Source organism: Bradyrhizobium sp. USDA 3650, from assembly GCF_054057395.1.
On the sequence record NZ_JBSRZG010000001.1, the window covers coordinates 7,096,556 to 7,120,640 of the forward strand.

A 24,085-nucleotide genomic window follows, 5' to 3' on the forward strand; every position below is an offset into this window, starting at 1 on the left:
TCGCCTGCGTAACCAGCGTAACCAGGCTTTCGGACTTTCTCCTTCCCGGTGGTATCCGCCAAATCCATCGGTAATCGGCGGATTGCCGCCTGTGCCGGCTATAGAAAGCCAGGCAGCACAGTCTTGAGCCGGTGCGTAACCAGCGTAACCAAGCTTGTACCTGGAAGATTTGCAGGCGAGGGGAGAGGCTCAGCAACAATCTATAGTTCTGGAGTCAATTGCGGAATAGAGTCAGATTTCTAAGTCCTGCAATAATGCGAGGCAATGATGGGACGACCGCTCGGAAGCTTGAACCGCGAAAAGCCCTTCAACGACGCGCTTCGGATCGCGCTGCGCAACCGCCCGCTGGCACTACGTAGGGTTGCCGATCAGCTGCTCGACAAGGCAGAGCAGGGCAACTTGGCCTATATTCACGAGCTGATTGATCGCCTAGATGGCAAAGCCGTCCAGGTGGTTGATCGGCAGGACGTTCCGATTCATGAGCTCAGCGATGCCGAACTCTATCGCATCGCTGCGGGCGGGGGACTGGGTCCGGACACGATGCTGCTGATCCCGCCCGCAAAGATCAGGTCAGACGAACGGGCTTGAGAGAGACGTTATCCGCGAACTGCAGGCGGCTCAGCATTCTGATGACTTGGGTCGCCTGCCATTTGCCGCCTCGGGCCGTCGTCAAGCCTCGCTCGTTCAGGATCACCGAGATGCGCTTGGCGGGAATATTGCGCAGTGGCTCGAATACGGGGCGAAAATGCTCGGCGAGCAGGTCCGCTTCAGCCTTGCGGGCTTCTCCGATTGCAGCATTGCCGAGCACCTGTCCGCGCGCCTTGGCAGCTGCGAGGGCTTCCCTGGTGCGCTGAGCGATGCGCTCACGTTCTTTCTCAGCCACTGCGGCATGGATGTGCAGCATGAACGGGTCAACGTCCGGTCCGAGCTCGGTGACGATGAACGGGATCCGCTGCACCATCAACCCGCTGATGAAGTGAACGTCGCGGCTCAATCGATCCAGCTTGGCAATGATGATCGGAGCCGCGCCTGACTTGCCGCCTCGACCGAGCTTACGAGCGAGCTTCATGGCGGCCGCGAGCTCGGGCCTGCGGTCCAACGCATCAGCACCTTTACCGGTCTCGACCTCGCGGTACTCAGCGTCGATGCTGTAGCCGTGCTGTGCGCAGAATACCCTGATTGCAGCCTGTTGCGCTTCGAGGCCGAGACCGCTGCGGCCCTGTTTAGGTTTGGACACGCGAATGTAGGAAACTGCCGGTCGCATAGAAGATTTATCCTCCAAAGAATTACGCGTGATCGCACGTTCATGTGTAAACGTCATCGAATCTATCTGATCGATGGGCAATTCGGAATCCACTTTCTTCGGAAAATGGAATTCGTTGTGCACTGACTCGCGGCCTCACGGCGATCGCCGAGCGCGATGACTTTTTTTGCAAGCGCATGGGCGCTGCGAGATCAGACCAGCCCGAGATTTCTGACCAAGGGGTGGGGGAGGGGAAAAGTTTTGCGGAAAGCATGCTTGTCTGAATAAAGCCTCCGCCGAAATCGATTGCTCGAATTTGAATAGATCGTGCGGCGCAGGTGCCATCGGTTGATCGCGCCTCGTACCATTTTGCCCCATTTACGGCACGTTTGCCGATCAACAGGGTAGAAAGCTGCCTATGGGCTAGGCGTTTGACTCCGTGCCCCCCGCGTCCGTAGGACCTCCGATTGGACTTAGCGGCGGCGATACACTGTCGCAGCGCCTCTTGCATACCCGAGGGATCCAGCATGAAACGCATAGTCCTGACCGGCATCGTCCTTCTCTCGCTCTCTTCTGTGGCCGAGGCGCATCGTCTCTCCGGGAGCGCCACTTACTACGGCGGGAGTGACCGCCTGTGCGGTCGCCGCACAGCCTCCGGGGGCGTGCTCAACTGCGCTGCAATGACCGCCGCTCACCGAACGCTCCCCTTCGGCACCGTCCTGATGGTCCAGAGCGGCGGCCGGACGATCCAAGTCACGGTGACCGATCGCGGTCCATTCACCGGCGCGTTCCTTGATCTATCGCCTGCGGCGGCGAGTGCGCTCGGCTGTCGCTGCACTCATCGCAACGTGACCGCGACCATTGTGCAAATGGGATCCGGTGGGACGTTGGTCGCGAACCGAGGCCGCCAACGTCCCGTCATTGCGGCGGCCATGTCGGGGTTCTTCCAACCGATGCAGGACGGCATGGGTCCGTTGGGAACGTTCGGATCGTCGATGGCGATGGCTCCTGCGCCGCGCCATCACCGACGCCGCTAAGCCGATCCGATACAAGGCGCGTGACCTTTGGGCCAATAAGAAACCCGCCGACAATCCGCATCGCGTCTACCGCTGCTTTTTGAGCGGTAACTGACGTGCGAACCGTGTCGGCGCAATTCTTGCCAATGCAGACCGGACACCGCGCGCGCTGCCAAACCGACCTTTCCAACCCAGCCGTCATTCGTCGCCATACGTTACAGAAGTGGCCCGATCCGCTAACGCTTGCGCACCATTAAAGTCCAAACAGGCGACGCACCGTCCCAGCCGCGAAGGCGCTCCGATAGCCGCACCTTCAGCCCGGCTTCCGTGATCCGCTCGACAACTAGATGCAGCGCGATCACGTCGCCCTCTGACAGCTCCACACAGCCCCGCTTCCGCGACCACACCGCGCCCGGGAAGCAATACAAGTTCGCCTTCAGCCATCGGCCGCCGCGCTCCGACAGCGGTTGTAAGTCGACCTGAGCGCCGGCCCCAGGCCGCAGCCTGACATCTGCCCGTCGCAGCCAATTCGGAATCCACCCCATGCGACTGAGTAGCCGTTGCATTCCACGTTTGTCTAGGCTTCGTCCGTATGACTGGATTCGCCGCCCGAAGGGGGCGTCCGCTTGTTCAAGTTAGACTGCCGCGCCAAAACCGGCGCCTATCGGCCCTCAGCTGAAGGTCAATGACAGCGGTGTCTCGTCGGCTGTCAGGACTAAACCGGAAGTGGATTTGGTCGGCTCCTACTGCCGCTTGAGACCCAAAGCGGACGTTCGCGACTGGCGATGAGCGCCTCTGCTTCGGCCGGTTTCAGCTGCAATGTCGTTGAGCGACGTACCGCTCGCCCGCACAAGCCTTTTTCCGTTCTGAGGCCAAATGCCAAACATTTGGCAGCTTTGCAAAGTTGGACCGCAATCACGCAAGTTGTGGCAGCTATCATTCCAAACAATGCGTTACAGGTTTGGGCAGTCGTCCACGCGCAGGCCGCAGCGTCAGATAACAGGTATTTTAATACGCCACGAAGCGCCATTCAGGTGCAGTGAAGCAGCCTCTCGTATGTCCCGGGCTTGGCATATAAAGGAATCTTAACAACTTCAGCGCGTAATGCGGTTGATTTGACGTGACGATATTATAATAAATTTTGGGCCAGCCAATGAGGGCACTTTCTGCGGCCGATCTCATTACTGAGTTGGACGCCACAATCGAAAAGAGCTCATCCGAACGTTGTGCGCGCATGCTCTGGCGCATCACCGAGCTGCTCGTTCAAGGTAATAATCGATTGCGAGAGCCGCAGGTCGGCCTGCTTGACGACGTTCTAATTCGCTTGGTCCGGCGGATTGCGCCGGGGGCGCTCGCGGAGCTCAGCACGACACTTGCCGAACTGCGTACTGCTCCGATGAAGACCCTACGGCGTCTCGCCTCGTGCGGCGATCCGGCGATCGCACTCCCGATCCTTTCAAAATCTCCTGCCTTATCGCCGGCTGATCTTGTGGCGGTCGCGATGTCCGGCAGCGAGGATTACCTTCTCGCCATTGCTGGTCGGCGCAGGATCGAAAGCCCAGTGACCGAGGCAATATTGCAGCGCGGCAGCAGCAAGACTTGTCTGGCCCTCATCGGCAATCCGGGCGCTGAATTCTCAGGCGCGGCCTATGCCCACTTGATCGGTAGAGCTGTGGAGGACGACGAGATCACGAAAGCGCTGACGCTGAGGCCGGACACCCCGGACATGGTGATTCGCGAGCTGCTGTCGGCATCGCCGAGGCCGGCAATTAAGGCCTACACCGCAAGCGCGCCTTCGCAAGTTCTAGCGACGGCAAAGCAACCTTGCGACGCTGAGTACGCCGCTGCGAGGCCGGAGATCATATCGCTTAATCGGAGCGGAAAGCTGAGCGATTCGATTGTCAATCGGTTCGCGATTCGGCGTGAGACAGCCAACCTGTTCACGGCGTTGTCGGTGCTGTCGGGAGCATCGATGAGCATCGATTGAGGCCATCGAGCAGGTGATGGGGGAGTCCGGTTACGAAGGCGCGGTTATGGCGTGCCGGGCATCGCGCTTGAATTGGCAGACCACGCTGGCGGTCCTCAACATTCGCGGCGCGGGGCTTTCACCAGGCGAACGCGTGCGAGCGCAGGAGCTGTTTGAAACGCTTCATCTCTCGACTAGCCAATGGTCCGTTCGTTGGGGAGAAATCTCCGCGCGCGCCCACCGCCGCACTGCAAGATCGGCAGGAAAATAATGAAATTCGACGGTCGGAAGGCGTCTCGGGTGCGCATGGACAACAGACAACCCGTGAACCTGATGGGCTCCGACGGCACTTGGCGGCGAAGCTGTGTCTTGCTCGATATCTCGAACACCGGCGCCAAGATCGAAGTCGAAGGGTCGCTCGATGTTCTCTCGGCCAAGGAGTTCTTCATGCTGCTGTCGTCGACGGGACTGGCCTATCGACGCTGCGAGCTGGTCTGGATCGACGGAACCACGGCTGGCGTCCACTTTATCCAGGCAAATGGCAAGAAGGCCCAAACGACAGCGAGCGACAGGGGCGCGCACAAACCAAGTTGAGCCGAGCAGTCTCATCGAAGTGAGTCAATGAACTTGCACCACCGACGAGGCCCATTCAGCCCGGCACCCGACGAACGAAGGCACCAGGCATGCTCGTGCACGTATTGGCGGACACTTCCGAGAAGCTCTTCGAGCTCTGCTCGGTTTTTGGCGAACAGTTCACCGTTGCCGGCGAGCGGCTCGATGTAGAAGCAAAGCTTCCGCACGATGCTGCTGCGGTCGTCGTTCGTGCCGAGCTGCGGGCGGTCGAAAACATTGCCGCACTGAAAAAGAGAGCTGCGCGGTTCGCCAAAGCAAAGAAGCGCATCTTCCTCGTCGAGCAAACCTCTCATGTTTGCATCTCGCAAGCCTATGCGCTAGGCGCAACGTTGGTTTTGCCTGGCAGGATCGACGCGGCCAAGCTCCTGGCCGCTTTGGCCGATCCAGCCGGAGAGACTGGGTCGACGAGCGGCATCTCGCAGTCTGACAATGCGGTAGATGCCGCAGCAACCGCCATCGCGTCGATGTTCACTTCGATCACCCTCGGGGAGCGGGTTGACGTCGACGGTCCCAAAGAGGCGGGCTGCAAGATCACCGACCGGATTTCCGAGCATGGCCTGTCCGAATGGCTGGCCACGGTGCGGCGCCATCACGAGGGAACGTTCCAGCACTGCCTGCTCGTGACGGGCGTCGCCGTCGATTTCGGCCTCAGTCTCGGTTTCCGTAAAAGTGACCTTGAACGGCTCTCCACCGCTGCCATGTTCCACGACATAGGAAAGGCGAGGGTGCCCTTGGCTATCCTGGACAAGCCAGGACGCCTCGACGACGACGAGCGAGCGTTGGTCGCAACCCACCCGGCGGCGGGTTACGATGTGCTGAAAGGGCACGTGGACATCTCACCCGAAGTCCTCGATGCGGTCCGGCATCATCACGAATATCTCGATGGCAGCGGCTATCCTGACAGCCTCTGCGCCGAGAACATCACCGACATCGTGCGCGTTCTAACCATTTCGGATATCTTTGCGGCGTTGATCGAGCACCGGCCGTACAAGCCGACAATGCCTCGTGCGGCGGCATACGAGATTCTCTGCGGCATGAGGGGAAAGCTGGACAGGGCGCTAGTCGCCTCCTTTAGGAATGTCGCGCTTACCAGATGAATTCTGGTGGAAGCTACGAAGGAATTACAACTCTCCACCGACGGTGAGACCCTAACCGTACCAGGGTCACCGTCGCCCCCGAGTCCGGCGTGAACTGATAGAAACCTGGAAAGCGGATGTCGGCTGTTGGCCCAAGCCGCCCTGTTCAACCCGGCAACTAAGACGGGATTTAGCCTGGACACAACGCAAGGCTGGATGCTCAAAGAGACATCGGAACGATCAGGCGATGATATACGTGATGCGGCATGCGCTTCGCTCAAGGGACAGCGCAAAGGCCCGGTTTGATGGGGTTCTCTCCGGGCCTCTGGCTCCGCTTCGTCGCACGCCGGTTCGGGATCGAAAACCGTCACAGACGAGACGCCGGCAACGAATACAACCAAAGCCTGAGTCGGATGGTGAAATTGAGGCGCAGGCAGCGCCGCGCTGCACTGCGATCCGCGATGGCGTGCGGAGCACCTGAGTGGGACCTGAACACTGCTACACTAGGCAGATCTAAGGCTTGGCATTCCCTTCGCATTAACGATGCGAATGGGAATTAATAACAACGAACGCGGCTGAAACTCCAATTTCAGCAGCCACGTCTATCCTGTTTTGCGAACAGGACATTCGCACCGTGCCGAAGTTGGTAAAGTCTCCCTTAACGATCATTGTCGTGCTGCTCGGATTCACGTTGGCGAGCTTTTGGGCGCTGATCGCTTGGAAGGCCACGCAGCAACGAGCGCTCGCGTTCGCCAAGGCGGGATCCGAGACCCAGGGGCTCACCCATTCGCTTGCGCAACACGCGTCCAAAAGCTTCAATGCCGTATCGCTCGCCTTGTTTGGAACGGGCCAGTACATCCAGCACTCAGACAAGTCCGCGCGAGCGTCCGCGGAGATCAACGACCTGCTCGCCCAATATGCCAAGAACATCCCTCAGGCTCGCGAACTAGGCGTGCTTGGGGAGAACGGCGACTGGTTGTTTTCGTCGTTCGAAACCGTGCCGGCGGTCAACAACGGTGATCGAGAGTATTTTCGGTACCATCGATCACACCCTGAAGACGCAACGCCCCGCATCAGCGAACCGCTCATTTCTCGCGTCACTGGAAGACCCACTCTCCTGATGACGCAACGGCTGCCGAATCCCGACGGCTCATTCGGAGGTGTCGTGTTCGCGGCCATCGACCTTGCTTACTTCCGGACATTTTACCAAGGCTTTGAAGCCGAGCAGGACCGTACTGTTACCCTGATGACGACGAGCGGCAAAGTACTGGTCCATCGTCGAGACGATCAGGTCGGCAAGGACATAGCGCGAAGCTCGTTTATGGACCACCTGAAGGATTCTGGAGCGGGCCTGTATTCTATCGTGTCGCCGTTCGATGGCCGCACTAAGCAATTTGCCTATGAAGCGGCGTCGGATTTTCCCATCGTCGTCACCGTCGCAGTCCCGGAGGACGCGATCCTCGACGGCTGGCGCAGGGACCGGAACTTCGATGTGCTACTGGGTGGCACTGTGTCATCGATCCTGATCGGGTTGGGAATTGTACTGGCCGTCCAGATCCGCAAGCGCTCGGCCATGGCCAGAATGCTGCGTGAACGGGAGCGCGGCTACCGTTTGCTGGCCGAGAACGTAGAGGATGTCGTCACCCGTTTCGACAGGACCGGTCACCGGTTGTACATCTCGCCCTCGGTCGAGAAGCTTTTCGGGTGGAGCCCCTCAGAGCTTCTGCAGCAGCCTGCATATTCAAATATGCACCCGGCCCATCGGGATCTCGTGAAGGGTTTGATAGAGGAGCTAGGACCCGAGAGACCCACGGGGACCGTCGAGTATCTGACGCGCTGCCGCGACGGCAAGTACGTCTGGGTCGAAACCCAGATGAACTATGTCGACGATCCGGAAGAGCCCGGTCCGGAAATCGTCGGCGTGATCCGCGACATCTCCAAGCGCAAGGCTGCCGAGGAGCAACTCGTCGCAGCAAACGAGCAGCTCAAGGCGCTCTCCGAAACGGACCCGCTCACCGGGATCGCGAACCGGCGACGTTTCGACCGAATGTTAGATCTCGAGTTCAAGCGGTGCCAGCGCTCAAATTCGCGCATTTCCGTGTTGTTCATCGACATAGACAAATTCAAATCTTACAACGACACCTACGGTCACTCCGCGGGCGACGACTGCATTCGGCAGGTTGCAGGGGCCATCGCATCCTGCCTCAAAAGGCCGGCCGATCTGGTCGCGCGCTATGGGGGTGAGGAGTTCGCGGTCCTGCTGCCTGAGACGCCATCCGGCCATGCGGAGATTGTCGCCGAGAAAATCCGGAAATCGGTCGCCAACCTTTCCATCGCGCATCAGGGAAGCCCTGTCGGGAGCGTCACGATCAGCGTAGGGGCTGCAGGCGGCAAGTGCGATGCGAGAACGTCGCCGGCTTCGCTGTTAGCTGCCGCAGACGGCGCGCTGTATGTGGCAAAGGAACACGGGCGCAACCGTGTCTGCGCTGCAGCCGAAACACCCAGCGTTACGTTAGTACGGCCTGCCGGTTGAGGTAGGACCGACCGGTTTGGCGGAGTTGGTTGCGCTGCAGCACTTAGCTTAGAAGGCCGCGCCCCCGTAGTTTCACGCTCCCTATGCTTAACCGTTTCTAAGCAAGGGAGTGCAACCATTCGTTTGAAACTACAACCATTTTGCATTGATAAGAATTGCGCGGAGGGAATGCATGTTCAGCTCGCCCCGTAAGAAGCAGGTTGACCGCGCGTTGGCGCTGGCCGCGGCCATCGACCGGTCCCAGGCTGTGATCGAGTTCAAGCTGGATGGCACCATCATCACCGCGAACCGCAACTTTTTGGACGCAATGGGCTACTCGCTCAGCGAGATCGAAGGCAAGCACCACAGCATCTTCGTCGAGACCGCCGAACGCGAGAGCGCTGCCTATCGCGAGTTCTGGGCCAAGCTTGGTCGTGGCGAATTCCAGGCAGCTCAGTACAAGCGCATCGGGAAGGGCGGTAAGGAGATTTGGATCCAGGCGTCTTACAACCCAATCGTCAATGCAAACGGCAGGACGGTGGGCGTCATCAAATTGGCCACCGATGTCACCAAGCAGAAGATCAAGTCTCTTGAAGACGCGGGCAAGATTGACGCGATCAGCCGTGCCCAGGCAGTGATCGAGTTCAAAATGGACGGCACCATCGTCACTGCCAACCAAAATTTCCTTAAGGCCATGGGCTACTCGCTCGACCAGATTGCCGGGAAGCACCACAGCATTTTCGTGACACCCTCTGACCGTGAGAGCGCGGCGTATGCCGATTTCTGGTCGCGGCTCAATTGCGGGCGATACGCGGCAGGCGAATACAAGCGCCTCACCAAGGACGGTCGCGAAGTCTGGATACTTGCCACCTACAATCCCATTTTTGACGAGGCCGGCAAACCATTCAAGGTGGTCAAATTCGCAACAGACATCACCGAACAGAAGCTAAAGGCTGCCGACGGTAGCGGCCAAATGGCGGCGATCACGAAGTCGCAAGCCGTGATCGAATTCAATATGGATGGCACCATCCATACTGCGAATCAGAATTTCCTCGATGCAATGGGTTACACGCTCCACGAGATCAAGGGGCAGCATCATTCCATGTTTGTTGAGCCGAAGGAGCGGGAGGCGACCGCTTACCGTGAATTCTGGCAGAACCTCAACCGGGGCCAATTCCAGGCAGCCGAATACAAGCGCATCGGGAAGGGCGGCCGCGAAATCTGGATCCAAGCGTCTTACAACCCGATTCTCGATCTCAACGGCAAACCATTTAAGGTCGTCAAATATGCTACCGACATCACCGCGCAGGCAATCGGGCGCAAGAAGGCGGAGGCCGCGCGCGGTCTGATCGATGCGGTCGCCGCCGGTAGCGAAGAGATGAGCGCCTCAATTCGAGAGATTTCTGAGACCATGAGCAAGTCGCGCCAGACGGCGGGCATGGCGACCTCCAGGGTGGAAGCAGCCGATCAGCAGGCGGAGCGGCTCAATGCGGCAGCTCAGGCTATGAGCGGCATCGTCGAGATGATCGGCAATATCACTGGCCAAATCAATATGCTCGCGCTCAATGCGACCATTGAGTCAGCTCGTGCAGGCGAAGCCGGACGCGGCTTTGCTGTGGTTGCATCCGAGGTGAAGAACTTGGCCAATCAGGCCAAGACCGCAACCGACACGATATCTCGCGAAATCGCATCGCTGAACAGCATCGCGGGCGATGTCTCGGGTTCACTCACTGCCATCAAGGCCGCGATAGAAAGCGTCAACGAGTTCATCGCTTCCACGGCCGCTGCAGTGGAAGAACAGAGCATTGTCACATCTGACATGGCTTCCAACATGCAGCGTGCATCCGCCGAGTTGGCCGCCTGATCACACCGGCTAGCAGCGTTCTATTGGAGGGCGCAGGCGCTTGATCCGACGCTGCTCCTGGCTGCTCGCGCCGAGACAGGTTACAGCTTTAAGCTCGCCTGAGTCTTATCGTGAGGCCGATCGGGATTCCTTCGATTTTGGACCGCCGCGCGACTTGTGATATCGCTGTCGCTGATCAACCACACGCTGCGCTGCACTCGCCTCAAGTTTGACCTAAGGCGGAGGTCAATCTGGGTCGACGGTCGCCGCACCGAGCCTTACAACATGAAAGCGCGATAGCAGCACGGAACCATATTTTGTCCGCAGGGTTGTTCATTCTTCCCCACAGGAGCACGCTGTTTGCAAACCCATCAGTCAAAACTTGACGGGATCGACGATACTGCGCGACTTCAACTGCTCATCGATGCGATCGTTGATTACGCCATTTACATGATCGACATAGACGGCACCGTCCGCAGCTGGAACTCCGGCGCGCAGCGGCTGAAGGGCTACACGCCGGACGAAATCATCGGCAAGTCGTTCGCATCCTTCTATACGCCCGACGATCGCACCAAAGGGCTCCCGGAGCGCGCCTTGAGCGTCGCAGCGCAAGCAGGCCGCTTCAGTGCCGAGGGATGGAGAGTCCGCAAGGACGGAAGCCGTTTCTGGGCATCGGTCATCATCGATGCCGTCCGCAACGAATCTGGTGAGCTGATCGGCTTCGCCAAGGTCACGCGAGACGTAACCGAGCGTCAGCAAGCCCATGAAGAGCTTCTCAATAGCGAACGGCGGTACCGCCAGCTGATCGAGGCCGTGGTCGACTACGCGATCTTTCAGCTTGATCCGCTCGGCAACGTGGCAACCTGGAATCCCGGAGCGGAGCGAATCAAGGGCTACGCGCCTCCAGAGATCATCGGCCGGCATTTCAGTGCGTTTTACACGCCTGAAGATATCGAACTCGGTGTGCCCAAGCGTGCGCTTTTAGAGGCGGCGGAGCATGGGCGCTTTGAAGCGGAAGGCTGGCGCCTGCGAAAAGATGGCTCCCGCTTTTGGGCTTCGGTCATCATCGATCGCATCACGGACGAGGCTGGCAACATCGTCGGGTTTGCCAAAGTCACGCGCGATGTTACGGACCGGAAGCGCGCCGAGGACGAGCTCAAACACGTCCAGGAGCAACTCGCCGCATCCCAAAAGCTGGAGGCGGTGGGGCAACTCAGCGGCGGAATCGCGCACGACTTCAATAATCTGCTCATGATCGTCCTTGGCAATCTCGAAACAGCTGAACGACACGTGAAGGCGCCCGGAGCCAATCTGAACCGGGCGCTCGCAAACGCGAAACGAGGCGCGCAGAGAGCCGCGGCTTTGACCAGCCGCTTGTTGGCATTTTCGCGCCGGCAGGCGCTCGATCCCAAGCCGATCAACGTGAACAACTACGTCAACGGTCTGCAGGAATTCCTCCAGCGTACGCTCGGAGAGAGCATCGAAGTCCAAACGGTCGGAAGTGCGGGGCTATGGCAAATTGAAGCTGACGCCAATCATCTAGAGTCTGCCATCGTCAACCTGGCAATTAACGCTCGTGATTCCATGCCCGACGGCGGAAAGCTGACATTGGAAGCTGCCAACATCTCCGCCGACGATGACTACTGCCGGCTCAATCCTGAACTGGCGCCCGGTCAGTACGTCGCCATTTGCGTGACTGACACCGGTGGCGGGATGTCGCGCGATGTTCTCAGTCACGCCTTCGAGCCGTTCTTTACCACCAAGGAGCCGGGTCACGGCACCGGCCTTGGCTTGAGCCAGGTCTATGGCTTCGTCAAACAATCCGGAGGGCACGCAAAAATCTACAGCGAGGTGGGGCAAGGCACGACGATCAAGCTGTATTTCCCGCGCTTCACCGGCAGTGCCCGACACGAGGAAGTGGCACCTGAGGAGCTCGCTGAGGGTGAGATATTCGAGACCATTCTCGTCGTCGAGGATGATGAAGATCTGCGCGTCTATATTTCTGACGTCCTGCGCGATCTCAACTACCGCGTTCTCTCGGCCCGCAGCGCCCAAGCCGCCCTGACCATTCTCCTGCAGGACCAGTCGAAGGTCGATCTTCTTCTCACGGACGTGGTCATGCCCGGGATCAATGGTCGCGAACTCGGCCGGCGCGCGCTTCAAATTAGACCGCGACTGAAGATACTGTACATGACCGGGTACTCGCGCAATGCCGTCGTCCATCAGGGGAGGCTTGATGAAGGCGTAAACCTGCTGGAGAAGCCGATCTCGCAAGCGAAACTAGCGCTGAAGGTGCGAGAGATTCTCGACCAGCTGACCTAAGGTCAGACAGCGGTAGCATCCTGCGACCGCCGGCGCCGGCGACTACCACTCTTCCAACGCCCGCTCGTGATCCTTAGGCGAAGAGCGCCTCAGGCGTCTTGATGTCCGCTGTCTCTGGTAAAAACGGGCGCGTGGCTGAATTTGCCGCGCCGGGGTCTTTGACCCCGCAGGCTGACGTCAAGTCCCGGGAGACTGGCGGGCGCAGCAGCCACACCCTGCGACCATCGCTGGGCGAGCTGGCTAAAAATCCCTCCCGGTTGTTGACGGGACGATCACCAGATGCCACTTTCGTGATCGGTAGTGTCCGCAAGGACTCATCAAGGGAATGCGGTGCGTCCGTCTCGGCGGACCATTCCGCGGCTGCCCCCGCAACTGTAAGCGGATAGCCGACGACCAGGAAAACCACTGGAGCCAATCGGTCTCTGGGAAGGTGGTCGAAGGCGATAACCCGCGAGCCAGGAAACCTGCTGCCAGCCATAAGTCACGCGCGAACGCATTGGGCGGGGTGCCTCGATGTCGGACAACTAGCCGGTGCATCTGCCGCTTGGGGCGAAGGCAGGTGACTAAGGCAACCGCGGTGACGGTTTGTTTGCGTCGCCGCAGAGCGTTCTTGTGCAACATCTTCGTTTCGGCAGGGGCATTGCGCCGGCATTCTCGCTTGACGATAGTGGCATCTCTCAGAGCCTCACACGCAGCATCCAGCGCACGAGGGCTGCCTTGCTGGTCTTGCTGCTCTCTACGTCGCTGTGCCCCATGGCAAGGGCGCAGACCGCCGCCCGGGATACCTCCCGAGAGGTGGAGCCCGTGATCGTCTCACCACCTGCTGCGAGGCGGGCTCCCGCCGTCAGCCCGGGCGCTCAAAAACCACGGGCGGCCCGCCGCGCCCCGGGGCGCAATCTGTCCGCTTCGGTGGTCGCCGTCCGGGGGACCCAGCCATTGAGCGGCCCGATACAGACACCGCTGAACACGGCCGCGGTGAGCGACGTCGGCTCGCGGCTAGGAATCACGGCACGGGAAATGCCCGCGACCGTCGAGGTCATCGACCAGCGTATCATCCAGGAACTTGGCATCCGGACGACCACTGACGTCGCCAAGGCGGCGGCCGGCGTGACCGGCGGCGACGCTCCGGGTGCACCCGCTATCTTCTCAATGCGCGGTTTTTCCGGGGACCAGATCAGCACTCTGTACAACGGCATCCAGATCGGGCCATCGACCATGACCGGCCGCCCCATGGATGTCGCCGGATTGCAGCAGGTGGAGATCATCAAGGGGCCGGATTCACTCGTTTCCGGCTTAGGGGCGACCGGCGGCGCGATCAATTACGTCACGAAGGCGCCGCACACCGGGCCTGTCATCAACGACGCCTTCACCTCCTACGATTCCTTCAACGGTTATCGCGCCGGCTATGGCTCGGGCGGCAGCACGCTGATTGACGGCCTCGATTACCGCTTCGACATCAGTCATTTCAACAACAAGGGATTTATCGACGACACTTATTCGAAGCTCAGCAATGTCTCGGGCCAGCTGAACTATCGCGTCAACGACAGCCTGAAGGTCTGGGGCGCGGCCGAGTACAGGCAGGACAAGGACCGCTTCTATTGGGGCACGCCTCTGGTGCCGGCCAATGCGCCGGGCATTGTCCCGACATCAGGCGTCGTCTCGGGCCAGTGGAGCAACTACTACCTCGGCGGCGGCACGCCGGTCCCGGTGACGGTCGATGCGCGCACGCTGACGACGAACTACAACGTGCTCGACAATCGCAGCGGGGCAAACGAGCTGTGGCTGCGAAGCGGCTTTCAATGGGACATCACCAACAACATCTCCCTCAAGAGCCAGGTCTACGGCTATGACGCCCACCGCCACTGGTTCAATAACGAGATCACCTCATTCGACCAGACCGTAGGCAATTTCGCGGGCGCGCAGAGCATCTATCGCGAGCGCCTGGCGCTCGATCACGCGCAGCGGCTCTACGGCAACATCACAGACCTTACCGTCAATTCCAATCTGGCCGGCATCGACAACCGTTTCGTCGCCACCGTGACTGCGAGCAGCTCGCAGTTCAACGTCTCGCAGGACACGCTGTTCTCATCGGACTACGTCGATCTCCTCAATCCGGATCGCGGCCTCTATGGCCCGCGCAGCGACGAGAAGATCTACACGCACCTCGACACGACCTCCCTGGCGTTTGAGGACCGGCTCAAACTGACCTCGACCTTCGCCCTGATGGGCGGCATCCGGTTCGAGGACATCAAGCTGGACCGCACGCGGTTTGATCCCGGTGGAGTGCTTGAATCCGCTAAGGGCTATCCCTTTTCGACGACGTTCAATCCCGTGACCGGCCGCATCGGCTACACCTGGGACGTCGCCCCTGGCGTGATGCTGTACAGCCAGTACGCGACCGCGGCAGACCCGACGGTGGCCAACATTTTCATCCTGGCGCCGTCGGTGCCGCTGCTCCTGACGACATCGCGGACCTATGAGACCGGGGTAAAGCTACAATCGGCCGACAAGCGCGCGGAGGCCACATTCTCGGCCTACGATATCGAGCGCAAGAACGTCTATGTCCCCGAGAGCGGCATCGTGTTCAACGTCGCCGGCAAGATCGAATCAAAGGGAATTGAGATCGCCGCGGCGATCAACCCGGTCGCCGGTCTGAAACTGTGGGGCAATGTCGCCTTCGTGCAGTCGCGCTTCATCGATTTCAGCTATGTCGATGGCAACGGCGTGTTCCAGTCGTATTCGGGCAAGACGCCGCCCAACGTGCCGAACTTCGTTGCCAATGCCGGCGCGTCGTATCGCTTTGAAACGACACTGCCGGTCGAAATCGGCGGCCTGATGCGTCACGTCGGTGACCGCTTCAACTTCCAGGACAATCTCGTCACTATGAACGCTTACACCACGTTCGATGCGTTTGCGTTCGTCGATATTCCCAAGGCGTACTTCCCGAGTATCGACCGGACCCGCCTGAGCTTCCGCGTAAGGAATTTGACCAACAAGCTCTACGCGGCTTGGGGCGACCCCGGCTACATCGACCAGATAATCCTGGGCGCACCGCGGAGCTACGAGGTGGCGGCTTCATTCAAGTGGTAGCAGGTGCAGCATGCGCCGGCGGTTGGCCCGTAGCTGACCTGCAAGGCGGAGGCGGAGCCGAGCCTATCCTCGTTTTCAACATTCCAAGCAATCCTGATCCTGTACCTCAGGACAATAGGTTCGAAAGCCGAATTGAAGTTTTATTATCCCGTCTACGGCGCCCCCAAGCGCCGTGACAACAACCCAGCCCCCCAATGCCGCCCCAGTTTCCCAAACGCTGGGGCGGCCCCCCCTTTGGCCAGTTTTGTCGGCTCTGTTGAGCACGCATGTGCGTTAGGCTTACCTATAAAGGTTTTTAGCGGGAAGCCGGCCGAAGCGCCGGCCGACTCGGGTACCATCGCACAAAACCCGTCCGGTTTGCGTTCGGTGCATCGCGTTGAGTTTTCAGTTGTCTACATTGAAAATCCTTGCCGGCCAGCCCGATGGCCGTGGCAGTCTTGCGCTGATCAAGCAGTATCTGGCGGTATTCTATACGAGCGGGCCGGAATGGACTGCACGGATGAAGTCGCTTGCTGAGCGGGCTCCGCAGCTGGACATTTTCGCGCAAAGGCTTGTGGTGCGAGATGCTGGCGATTGGATCATTACCGACGAAGGCCGCGCCGTCCTTGAAGCACTTGAGCGGCCAGCGTCAGGCAATTCATCTCATTCAGCAGAGGCGACCATTTCCGAAGGCGTCTCTCGCTTGCGAACCGCGCCGACAAGATCCTTGGAGCACCGTAAGCGCCGCCGCATAAAAAGGCGCAGACATCGAGGCTCAGAGTCATCTGCCTGAGGGCATCGGAGCGCAGGCAGCAGAAGGGCCGCTGTTTTGAGCAGCGGCCCTGCCGGGTGTGCAATTGGATCGAAATGAAATCTTTGACCAGCCCCGGTAAGGCAGCGTCGCCGTTGCCAGATGTTCCCGCCATAATCCATGTGAATCGAGACGCTGAAAAAGCGGCTCATCGCTGAGCGTGCCTACTAATGGCGACCGGCGAGCAGTCGGGCCGGGCGTCGTTGCGACTGGTCCTAAGTCAGGTGGTTGCAGGCCCGGGCGATGCCAGCCACTCGCTATTGCGGGGCCTTTTCAGCTTGGCGCTTGCGGATCAGGGCCTCGCGGGAGGTGCGGGACTTCTTGCCTCGACATTGTCCAGGTCGCTCTTGTCGCCATGTACCTGAGCGCCTGGCTCTGGAGCAGCGCCACCGATGCTGCAATCTGTTCCCGAGACCGGCGGAGCATTTCCGCCGACATTTGCTTAGTCCCGAATTGAGGCTGCGGATCCGTCTCGAATGGCTTGTGTGTGAGCATGGCCGATTTTGACCCTCCTGCTCTATTAACTAGGTTAGAAAGCGCGGCCGACACGGTCCAAAAGTGGACGTTCCATGGCCAATTCGGCCGCGTTTACCAGCTGTGGCCGGCCACGTGCCTCATGGGTTAGGGTCAAGGTAAAGGCGCGAGGCCAGCCGGCAGATCTTCTTTTTAGTCTTTTGTCCGGTTCTCTCGCTGAGCCCTGATCTCGGCACGGGCGGAAGCGCTCTCTAAGATCGAACGCCTCAGCTCTCGGATCGCCTCCTCGCGACAACCTAAGAGCAGGCTGCGTTGATGCCGTACATCTTGAGCTTGTTTCAGGGCTTCGTCTGCGCGAGCAAAAATGGAATCAGACATGCTTCACCATGGATCCATCCGACACAGCAGCCATTTGCATAAGCTAATTGCCCCCCCGCGAGTTCAAATCCGCTAGCGCTGTTCGAGCGACCGCAGGCGTAGCCCCGGCCTAGGAGGGACGAGGAGGCCGGGGCTTAGGATGGTCCTCGCGCCGGGCTGGAGGAATCGGCACGAGCAAGCCCAATTGCGAGTTCGCCCGTTCGTTCCTGGATTGCTCATTCCACCGCTCGCAGACCTCGCGCCGTCGGTTCACAAGGCTGGCCGTGCTGTTCCAGCCAGCCACCTTCGACCATCTTCCGCGCCAGAGCCATCGAGCATACCGGCTGACTGCCACCGGGGTGATACAGGCCATCTGCGCGCTGGATCAGGTAGCCGTAGACGCGGCCCAGTCGCAGCGGCTTGATCATTCCAGGAAAGAGAACGACAGAGTGGTCGGGCATTGCCCAGTCCCGAACACGTCCGATGACTGGTTTCCCGATCAGGTCGAGTGCATCCGCACCGAGTGATCCGGTACACGGGTTCTGACCTCATTTGTTAAGGCGCGAATCGCTGAAGCCTGTCTGAGAGATTGCCGGGCGAGGATTCACAGGGGTGGGGACATCAGAACGATGCAGCAGTCACGTTATCCGTTGCTGAGACGCTGGACGCCGGAAGAGCATCAACTACTGGTGGCGATGGCGGCGGCGGGCCGCCGACCAGACGAGATCGCCAGCGCGCTCGGCAGGACGGAAGCAGCCGTGCGAGGGCGCGCGCATGTACACAACATTCCACTCCGACTCGTCACTCAGAAGCGAAAGTGAGCCGAGGCTGTCTTCGGTTAGGCGACTCTTTTTCCGGATAGGCGTACCGTACTGCCCATGATCAAGGGCGTAGCCACCGGGCTACGCTCAATCTAAATCGATAAGATATGCTAGGATCAAGTCTTCGGTCTGTGCTTTGAGAGCGGCGTCTCGATAAATAGCAATCTCGGCTTGGTCAGCTCTGCGGATTGCCAGCTTCGCGGTCGAGGAGCAAAGCGGCACGCCATTCGATGTCAGGGCGATCAGGTCCTCACGAACCCAATCCTCTTTGCACAACTCGAATGCCTCAGGGAAATTCTTCGCCTCGAACGCGAACGTAGCTTTGCCGTCAACGTCCATCGCGAATACGCACCCCAATAAAACGGTCACTGAAACTCACTTTCGGTATCGAACAACCGTTGACCAAACACGGTCCCACAAATTATTTTCAGGCGCAACGACCAGACTGAAGCCGAGAGCCATCCTAAGGCAACATAGCTTTGGATTAGTAGCCGGGTAAAATACGGGCGGGGTAGGGTTATGGCGTCTGTGCTTCTGATCGAGGATGAATCCCTTATCCGCATGATGATTGCGGACATGCTGGCCGAGCTAGGTCATAGCGTCGCTGGTGAAGCCAACGATTTGCAAAGCGGGCTTTCGCTCGCCTCCATGCCGGGCATTGATGCCGCCATTCTCGACATACAGCTTGGGGCACATAGTTCTGAGCGCATCGCAGAAACGCTGCAAAGCAACGGCGTTCCGTTTGCCTTTGCGAGCGGGTATGGGGCGGGCGGCGTGCCTGAAGGATTTAGCAAGTATCCGGTGCTTGAAAAGCCGTTCCCAATCGAGGAGCTTGAGCGCTGTCTAGCCTCTCTGTTGCGCTAACAAACGCCGGTCGTCTGTTGCATCATGCGGGCTAGGTCTTCTTCAGAGAACGGCTTCCTGAGCAGCGGAAAGCCATCACGCCTTCGCTCGCGACCAGATAGCTGAAGAACCTTCAGCGTCGGACGAATGCGCGTGGCTCGCTCGGCGAGTTCATGACCATCCATGCCGGGCATGTTGATGTCGGTGATCAAGATCGAAATGTTTTGCTGGCGCGCCAACGTTTCCAGAGCTTCATCGCCGCTGTGTGCGCATACCACGTCGCAACCAATGTCTTCGAGCATACTCGCGATCACGTCGAGTACGGCGGCGTCATCATCAACGACGAGAACTGTATGGGTCATGAAAGAACCTCTACGTATTAACATACGTGAACTTCAGAGGTTCCGGATGTCATCTCTTTGTGGTTGAGAGCCTCGCTCGGTGCCACCAGCGCGTAGGCGCAGACCACACCTTGCCCGGACCAGTGCGCGCTGGCTCAACAGCCACCTGGCAATGACGGAACCGGAACCTTTTTTGTACGTTTTGAGTGGTGCATCGATTGGGAAACGAGAGTATGGCACGGCGTAGCAGGGTCATCCAATCTACCTCCCTAGAAGTACGTCTTACCCAGGAAGCTAAGCGCCTTCGCGAGGAGGCCTTGCAACTTCCTCCGGGTGCTGCCCGCGAAGAACTGATCCGAAAGGCTCGGCAAGCGGAGACCGGTTCACACATGAGCGAGTGGCTGGCATCTCCCGGGTTACAGCCGCCCAATTGACCGATCAGATCGAGATAGAACGCCGCCCCAGGCATCGAGGGGCGTTCCGCTGGAAGAACGCTCTATCACACCGCGTTCTCTAGTCGTTCGGCGGCCGTTCTAGTTTACGTTGAAAATACAACCTGGAATCGCGACTGCGGTTGTAGGGAGGTGGATAGTTCAGGCCGCTCACTGAGGCGGCCTTACTCTTTGGTTTCGGTCCACGTCTGCGTACCGCACTGGCACTTGAACATGCGGACGATTTTACCGTTTTCCGGATTTGGCATTTTCAACACGGAGAGGGGCTTTCTGCCACACTCGCCGCAAGGCTTAATCGGGCTAGGATCAAACCGCGAAAACACTTCGTTCTTAAATTCGCGGTCCACTGCTACCACCAAGCCATTGAGCGGCTCCAAGTATCATAGTGCACATCCGTTCCAATGATGAGCCCAGACGAATATCTCAAGCTGGCGGAGCATTACCGGAAGGCACTGGAGACGGTGAAGGACGCCTTCGCGCGCCAGCACCTCGAAAGCATGGAACGGAGCTACCGGACTCTGGCTGAGAGCGAGCTGGCGCTCCGAAAGCCTGGCCATGTGACCGAGGCCTTGGACAAGCTGCGCGATAGCGACAAAAAAGCAAAATAGGCGACTGCGATAACCAACTTAAGGCACGTTGGAAATAGGCCATTACCCGGTCGTCTGAGAGAACGCGCGTGGGAACGCTGCGTGGGCTTCGCGGTTAAAGAGTCGTGAATAAGGTAGGTAGACTGCCCCGCCGTCGGCCCAACACCGGCGGCGGGCTTTTTGTGAGTTGTGTTAGTGGCAAAGCGTACCCGAGCACCGGCCAAGAAGCCGCAAGCTTCCATGCCGGACTTTATCGGCCCCCAGCTTGCGAGCCTGAAGATGAAAGCGCCTTCAGGGGCTCAATGGATTCATGAAGTCAAATACGACGGCTACCGTATCCAGCTCCACATTGACGGCGACGACCGGAAGGCCTTCACCAGGAACGGCCATAACTGGGTCGACCGGTTCTCGGTCATTGCGGGCGCCTTTGACATCGAAGGGCAAGCCATTGTCGATGGTGAGGTGGTCGTCATCCACGAAGAGCGCACCAACTTCTCTGAGCTGCAGGCCGATCTCGGCAGAGGCGACCAGGACCGTCTACAGTACTTCGCCTTCGATCTCCTGTGGCTGGACGGCGTAGACCTCCGCAAACATGCGCAGCTTGCCCGCAAGGAGCTGCTGAAACAGCTGATAGAAGAAAACGGGCTGGAAGCACCGATCTTCTACAGCGAGCACCATGAAGGTGACGGTCAGGCGTTGTTCGAGGCGGCGAGCAAGCTCAACTACGAAGGCATCGTCTCGAAGCGAGTGGATGCGCCGTACCGGTCTGACCGGGTGGAAGCCTGGCAGAAGATCAAGACGGTGCAGCGCGAGAAATTCCCTGTTGTTGGTTTCGTCAAGGATCCGTCCGGCGTCGCCGCGCTCTACCTGGGCAAGCAGGAGGGGAAAGAGCTGCGCTACATGGGCAAGGTCGGCACGGGCTGGAGCCGGACGAAGTCGGCGGAGATCCGCAAGGCTCTCGATACCGTCGTCAGCCCGAAGCAGAAGCTCACCAAGCCTGTCAGGAAACCAAGAGCCACCTGGGTCGAGCCCAAATTCTACGCCGACATCGAATACCGGGACATCACGTCCGAAGGCCTACTGCGGGCCAGCTCTTTCAAGGGGCTCAGCAAGGGAACGCGGCGTTCCTGACGGCGTTTTCTCCACCAGTGAGTGGAGTACCGGCATGCCGGATCGCGTAACCCGAGCGGTAAAAGAAGCCCAGGCCATCCTGGCTCGCTATGTCGAGCCTGCGCCGAGGGACGCCGAAAACACGATCAATGACCTGCTGGCCGTTCTCGATGATGAGCGGCTCGTACAGGCGATGGAGGAGGAAGATGAGCGACAGCCTCACCAAACGGGACCAGCGCGACCGTAGCAAGATCAACACGAAAGAAGACTTCGAGGTCAAGTATTGGACCAAGGCGCTTGGTGTCTCCAGAGACGAGCTGCAAAAGGCCGTCGACAAGGTAGGCAATTCGGCCGCCGCCGTTCGCAAACAATTAGCGGTGTAACCGAGGCGCGCGGTATGCTTGCGATCTTTGGAGCAAGGCCCGCGCGCTTTTTCACGCCATGATCAATCTCAACTGTCCCATCTGCGATAGTCCTTCATCAGCAGGTGTCACCGGGTTCGTTCGAATCATCCACCTGCTTGAAGAAGTCGCGGACCACGGGCACCGCGTCTTTGATCTGATAGCAACAGAAGCTGTCGACAGATGTTTTGGTGCTGTGATCGATCAGCTCCAGCCAAAACAGCGGCGTACTATCAACATCAGCCGCCGGATTCGCCAACATCCGGATCTCATAGCTGCCAATCGAAGCGACCGAGACCGATGCTTGAGAACCACCCTCGGGAAGGGAGCAGAGTCTGACGTAGGCTTGGGAAATTCTCAACTCAATCAGCGTCGACGCGGACGTGTTGCAATCTGTCAAAACTCAAGATCCCTAAAAGTTGGCGTTGCGCATTGGATGCATATGTGCGGGCCGCGCCGATGCCGCGGCGCTGCACTTCGCCGGAATAGGCGTTTGCAAAGAGATGTGCTTGTTAAAGGCGGCCAATTATTTGTTAGGGTGAGCCACCTTCACGGCACATGACCGAACTTCGGCCCGGTTCGATCACGTCCGCTTTTTGTAATTCCGGTTACGCTCCCACTCGTCGGGCTTGAGGCCGTCCAGCCAGTTCAGGAACGGAGCCTGCGCAAGACTAACCTGGCTCGGCTGCTCGCGCGCCGCGTTGACGGCATCCACCTCGCGCCGTTTGAACCAGGCGAGGTCGGGCCAGACCTATCCGTCATACTTGCAAGCTCGGCCTGGGGGGTCTGGTGTCGAAACATCGCGACAACTGGTACCGCACTGGTCGCAGCGAGCAATGGATCAAGGTGAAGAGTCGATCTCATTCGGCGTTCAGCCGGGTGATGAGCCCTAGGTAGCGGCGGTTTCGATTCCGAAGGATCGCCCGTGAAGGCGTTCCGGGACGTTGCGCTAACCCACCAAAGACGCGCGGTCCGTCCTTAACAAGCGATGAGCGCCCAAGCTAAAATTCATCAAGAAGGGGCGAAGCGCCCCGAGTTTGGCACCCGTTTTCTTAACCCGCAGCACGTAGTGTTTTCGCTATCCGCTGACTTTTTGGCGGTCCTAGAAATGAGCCCCGCCACATTCCCAGGGTGGCGGGGCCTCATCCTGATGGAGGCTAATCCGGCCGATGGACGACAAAATCAAGATTAGGTGCCCGGGCTGCACCCGCGTTTTTGGGGAGAAGATGAACCGAGTCCGAGATGGATTGCAGGTTAACTGCCCGAATTGTTGCAAGCTGATTACACTGTCCAAAGAGACCGAAGACCCGTTCCTTCGGCGGGCATTGAAGACGGCGCGAGAGATGCGAGCCGCAGAGCAGGACCGGATGGCCAGTCAGGTTTACAAGGGTACAGCTTCCGAGCCGCCCCGCGAAAGGTAACGGGTGAAGAGCGACACTTCTGCTCTTAGGTGTACAATGAGACGAAACGCATTTCGGAGAACAGCTCGATTTCGTGAGCCAACTGTTCGGGAGTTGGCACCTTCGGTTTCACTCAGCCCCAGCGCGCTTAAAACGCATTGGCGTCTCGACCTCATCTGCAAGCTGGTTCAGAGCGTCGCCGGCTCGTCGAACACGTCTCGCTTGAGCATAGCCAGTCGTCCCGTCGTCCCAGAATATATTGGCAGCCTTGGGTGCCATCATCCGCAGGCTCAATGGGCAGCCGTTGAACTGATCGTCACGGTCCTTCCAGCATCGACAATTGGCTCGCCAAGCCGCTGAAGCTGTGCGCGATGTTCTTCATGATGCCTGCCGTTCGCGCCGGGGTACCTGATGCAGCGGCCTTGCATCGGAACGCAGCCGCGAATTTCCGGCAATCCGCCGCCGTCGTATTGCAGCAGGTCCGGTGTCGTCGACTGCCGGTGGGCGCAGGAGTTTTTTAGATGCCGCGAGTTGTGCGCGTGAGCGCTTTATCTGCTCTTGCACGGCTTCTTTGGTGTGCGGATGCCTTTCGAGCGTACTGCGGTGGCTCTCTTGGAGGTCTCTGCTTCGAAAATAGCGCATTGGCTGTTCCTCGCCGTTTGCACGCGGGAGCTGAACGTAAATCGTTTCATGCTGATGGTCATCTGCAAGGGTGAACTAAAAACCTCCGAGCTTCTGTATCGGCGCAGACGAGCCTGCGCTCTTGAGCGGCCGGTCGTGGGACACGCCGCCCAAAGATGGACGATCA

Annotated in this window: 21 protein-coding genes and 1 riboswitch; of the genes, 16 read left to right on the forward strand and 5 right to left on the reverse strand. The window is 59.1% G+C overall.

Annotated features, from left to right (window positions below; genetic code table 11):
- Window positions 1-288 precede the first annotated feature (288 nt).
- Window positions 289-588 carry a hypothetical protein gene (locus tag ACVIN2_RS33365; RefSeq protein ID WP_456768852.1) on the forward strand — a complete coding sequence of 100 codons (300 nt, stop codon included), beginning with the start codon at window positions 289-291 and terminating at the stop codon, window positions 586-588.
- Here the strand turns inward: ACVIN2_RS33365 and ACVIN2_RS33370 are convergent.
- Entirely contained in the window at window positions 566-1,387 is an 822-nt protein-coding gene (locus tag ACVIN2_RS33370; protein ID WP_456768853.1) for a recombinase family protein, read from the reverse strand. The two genes, ACVIN2_RS33365 and ACVIN2_RS33370, sit on opposite strands and share 23 nt — an antisense overlap.
- A 383-nt stretch (window positions 1,388-1,770) precedes the next feature.
- On the opposite strand from ACVIN2_RS33370, the gene ACVIN2_RS33375 reads away from it, so the two are divergent.
- The 9 genes from ACVIN2_RS33375 to ACVIN2_RS33415 all read left to right on the forward strand — a co-directional run bounded on the left by ACVIN2_RS33375 (window position 1,771) and on the right by ACVIN2_RS33415 (window position 16,473).
- Complete coding sequence (locus tag ACVIN2_RS33375) at window positions 1,771-2,280, forward strand: septal ring lytic transglycosylase RlpA family protein (RefSeq protein WP_456768854.1); 510 nt, start codon at window positions 1,771-1,773, stop codon at window positions 2,278-2,280.
- A 1,132-nt stretch (window positions 2,281-3,412) separates the two neighbouring features.
- Entirely contained in the window at window positions 3,413-4,246 is an 834-nt protein-coding gene (locus ACVIN2_RS33380) for a DUF2336 domain-containing protein (RefSeq protein WP_456768855.1), read from the forward strand.
- Window positions 4,247-4,495: 249 nt separating this feature from the next.
- A complete protein-coding gene (locus ACVIN2_RS33385) occupies window positions 4,496-4,819 on the forward strand; it encodes a PilZ domain-containing protein (RefSeq protein WP_247818668.1) in 324 nt (107 codons plus the stop codon).
- An 89-nt stretch (window positions 4,820-4,908) separates the two neighbouring features.
- On the forward strand, window positions 4,909-5,955 hold the full coding sequence (locus ACVIN2_RS33390; protein ID WP_456768856.1) for an HD-GYP domain-containing protein: 1,047 nt from the start codon (window positions 4,909-4,911) through the stop codon (window positions 5,953-5,955).
- 613 nt (window positions 5,956-6,568) lie between these two features.
- Window positions 6,569-8,467, forward strand: coding sequence for a diguanylate cyclase (locus tag ACVIN2_RS33395; protein ID WP_456768857.1), 1,899 nt, complete (start codon window positions 6,569-6,571; stop codon window positions 8,465-8,467).
- A gap of 172 nt (window positions 8,468-8,639) precedes the next feature.
- The gene (locus ACVIN2_RS33400; protein ID WP_456768858.1) at window positions 8,640-10,310 is read left to right on the forward strand and encodes a methyl-accepting chemotaxis protein; all 1,671 of its coding nucleotides are present in this window, start codon (window positions 8,640-8,642) and stop codon (window positions 10,308-10,310) included.
- Window positions 10,311-10,649: 339 nt separating this feature from the next.
- Window positions 10,650-12,611 carry a PAS domain S-box protein gene (locus ACVIN2_RS33405; RefSeq protein ID WP_456768859.1) on the forward strand — a complete coding sequence of 654 codons (1,962 nt, stop codon included), beginning with the start codon at window positions 10,650-10,652 and terminating at the stop codon, window positions 12,609-12,611.
- A gap of 281 nt (window positions 12,612-12,892) precedes the next feature.
- Window positions 12,893-13,097, forward strand: a riboswitch (cobalamin riboswitch).
- A gap of 267 nt (window positions 13,098-13,364) precedes the next feature.
- Complete coding sequence (locus ACVIN2_RS33410) at window positions 13,365-15,701, forward strand: TonB-dependent receptor (protein ID WP_456769849.1); 2,337 nt, start codon at window positions 13,365-13,367, stop codon at window positions 15,699-15,701.
- 376 nt (window positions 15,702-16,077) lie between these two features.
- Window positions 16,078-16,473, forward strand: a complete 396-nt coding sequence (locus ACVIN2_RS33415) for a hypothetical protein (RefSeq protein WP_456768860.1) — start codon at window positions 16,078-16,080, stop codon at window positions 16,471-16,473.
- Between the two features lie 1,085 nt (window positions 16,474-17,558).
- Here ACVIN2_RS33415 and ACVIN2_RS33420 read toward each other — a convergent pair.
- Window positions 17,559-17,783, reverse strand: coding sequence for a hypothetical protein (locus ACVIN2_RS33420; protein ID WP_456768861.1), 225 nt, complete (start codon window positions 17,781-17,783; stop codon window positions 17,559-17,561).
- A 234-nt stretch (window positions 17,784-18,017) separates the two neighbouring features.
- Between ACVIN2_RS33420 and ACVIN2_RS33425 the strand changes: the two genes are divergently transcribed.
- Entirely contained in the window at window positions 18,018-18,143 is a 126-nt protein-coding gene (locus ACVIN2_RS33425; RefSeq protein ID WP_231171125.1) for a hypothetical protein, read from the forward strand.
- Window positions 18,144-18,230: 87 nt separating this feature from the next.
- Here the strand turns inward: ACVIN2_RS33425 and ACVIN2_RS33430 are convergent, their stop codons facing one another.
- Window positions 18,231-18,512, reverse strand: a complete 282-nt coding sequence (locus tag ACVIN2_RS33430; protein ID WP_456768862.1) for a hypothetical protein — start codon at window positions 18,510-18,512, stop codon at window positions 18,231-18,233.
- Between the two features lie 150 nt (window positions 18,513-18,662).
- Between ACVIN2_RS33430 and ACVIN2_RS33435 the strand changes: the two genes are divergently transcribed.
- The gene (locus tag ACVIN2_RS33435; RefSeq protein WP_007603851.1) at window positions 18,663-19,007 is read left to right on the forward strand and encodes a response regulator; all 345 of its coding nucleotides are present in this window, start codon (window positions 18,663-18,665) and stop codon (window positions 19,005-19,007) included.
- Here ACVIN2_RS33435 and ACVIN2_RS33440 read toward each other — a convergent pair.
- Window positions 19,004-19,348 carry a response regulator gene (locus ACVIN2_RS33440; RefSeq protein ID WP_456768863.1) on the reverse strand — a complete coding sequence of 115 codons (345 nt, stop codon included), beginning with the start codon at window positions 19,346-19,348 and terminating at the stop codon, window positions 19,004-19,006. The two genes, ACVIN2_RS33435 and ACVIN2_RS33440, sit on opposite strands and share 4 nt — an antisense overlap.
- An 832-nt stretch (window positions 19,349-20,180) precedes the next feature.
- Between ACVIN2_RS33440 and ACVIN2_RS33445 the strand changes: the two genes are divergently transcribed.
- From ACVIN2_RS33445 to ACVIN2_RS33455, 3 genes are all read left to right on the forward strand, one after another.
- The gene (locus tag ACVIN2_RS33445; RefSeq protein ID WP_456768864.1) at window positions 20,181-20,387 is read left to right on the forward strand and encodes a hypothetical protein; all 207 of its coding nucleotides are present in this window, start codon (window positions 20,181-20,183) and stop codon (window positions 20,385-20,387) included.
- Between the two features lie 174 nt (window positions 20,388-20,561).
- A complete protein-coding gene (gene ligD / locus ACVIN2_RS33450) occupies window positions 20,562-21,497 on the forward strand; it encodes a non-homologous end-joining DNA ligase (RefSeq protein WP_456768865.1) in 936 nt (311 codons plus the stop codon).
- A 185-nt stretch (window positions 21,498-21,682) separates the two neighbouring features.
- Window positions 21,683-21,859, forward strand: coding sequence for a DUF3606 domain-containing protein (locus ACVIN2_RS33455; RefSeq protein WP_456768866.1), 177 nt, complete (start codon window positions 21,683-21,685; stop codon window positions 21,857-21,859).
- 97 nt (window positions 21,860-21,956) lie between these two features.
- On the opposite strand, the gene ACVIN2_RS33460 is transcribed toward ACVIN2_RS33455, so the two are convergent.
- The gene (locus ACVIN2_RS33460) at window positions 21,957-22,139 is read right to left on the reverse strand and encodes a hypothetical protein (protein WP_456768867.1); all 183 of its coding nucleotides are present in this window, start codon (window positions 22,137-22,139) and stop codon (window positions 21,957-21,959) included.
- 907 nt (window positions 22,140-23,046) lie between these two features.
- Between ACVIN2_RS33460 and ACVIN2_RS33465 the strand changes: the two genes are divergently transcribed.
- Window positions 23,047-23,298: a hypothetical protein gene (locus ACVIN2_RS33465; protein ID WP_456768868.1), complete on the forward strand. Its 252-nt coding sequence runs from the start codon at window positions 23,047-23,049 to the stop codon at window positions 23,296-23,298.
- Window positions 23,299-24,085: the final 787 nt, after the last annotated feature.

Excerpts from the sequence above, each read along its gene's own strand:
- ACVIN2_RS33375 (WP_456768854.1), top strand. The coding sequence starts at position 1,771 with ATGAAACGCATAGTCCTGACCGGCATCGTCCTTCTCTCGCTCTCTTCT.
- ACVIN2_RS33380 (WP_456768855.1), top strand. The coding sequence starts at position 3,413 with ATGAGGGCACTTTCTGCGGCCGATCTCATTACTGAGTTGGACGCCACA.
- ACVIN2_RS33385 (WP_247818668.1), top strand. The coding sequence starts at position 4,496 with ATGAAATTCGACGGTCGGAAGGCGTCTCGGGTGCGCATGGACAACAGA.
- ACVIN2_RS33390 (WP_456768856.1), top strand. The coding sequence starts at position 4,909 with ATGCTCGTGCACGTATTGGCGGACACTTCCGAGAAGCTCTTCGAGCTC.
- ACVIN2_RS33400 (WP_456768858.1), top strand. The coding sequence starts at position 8,640 with ATGTTCAGCTCGCCCCGTAAGAAGCAGGTTGACCGCGCGTTGGCGCTG.
- ACVIN2_RS33410 (WP_456769849.1), top strand. The coding sequence starts at position 13,365 with ATGGCAAGGGCGCAGACCGCCGCCCGGGATACCTCCCGAGAGGTGGAG.
- ACVIN2_RS33420 (WP_456768861.1), bottom strand. The coding sequence starts at position 17,783 with ATGCCCGACCACTCTGTCGTTCTCTTTCCTGGAATGATCAAGCCGCTG.
- ACVIN2_RS33425 (WP_231171125.1), top strand. The coding sequence starts at position 18,018 with ATGGCGGCGGCGGGCCGCCGACCAGACGAGATCGCCAGCGCGCTCGGC.
- ACVIN2_RS33435 (WP_007603851.1), top strand. The coding sequence starts at position 18,663 with ATGGCGTCTGTGCTTCTGATCGAGGATGAATCCCTTATCCGCATGATG.
- ACVIN2_RS33440 (WP_456768863.1), bottom strand. The coding sequence starts at position 19,348 with ATGACCCATACAGTTCTCGTCGTTGATGATGACGCCGCCGTACTCGAC.
- ACVIN2_RS33445 (WP_456768864.1), top strand. The coding sequence starts at position 20,181 with ATGATGAGCCCAGACGAATATCTCAAGCTGGCGGAGCATTACCGGAAG.
- ACVIN2_RS33455 (WP_456768866.1), top strand. The coding sequence starts at position 21,683 with ATGAGCGACAGCCTCACCAAACGGGACCAGCGCGACCGTAGCAAGATC.
- ACVIN2_RS33460 (WP_456768867.1), bottom strand. The coding sequence starts at position 22,139 with ATGTTGGCGAATCCGGCGGCTGATGTTGATAGTACGCCGCTGTTTTGG.
- ACVIN2_RS33465 (WP_456768868.1), top strand. The coding sequence starts at position 23,047 with ATGGACGACAAAATCAAGATTAGGTGCCCGGGCTGCACCCGCGTTTTT.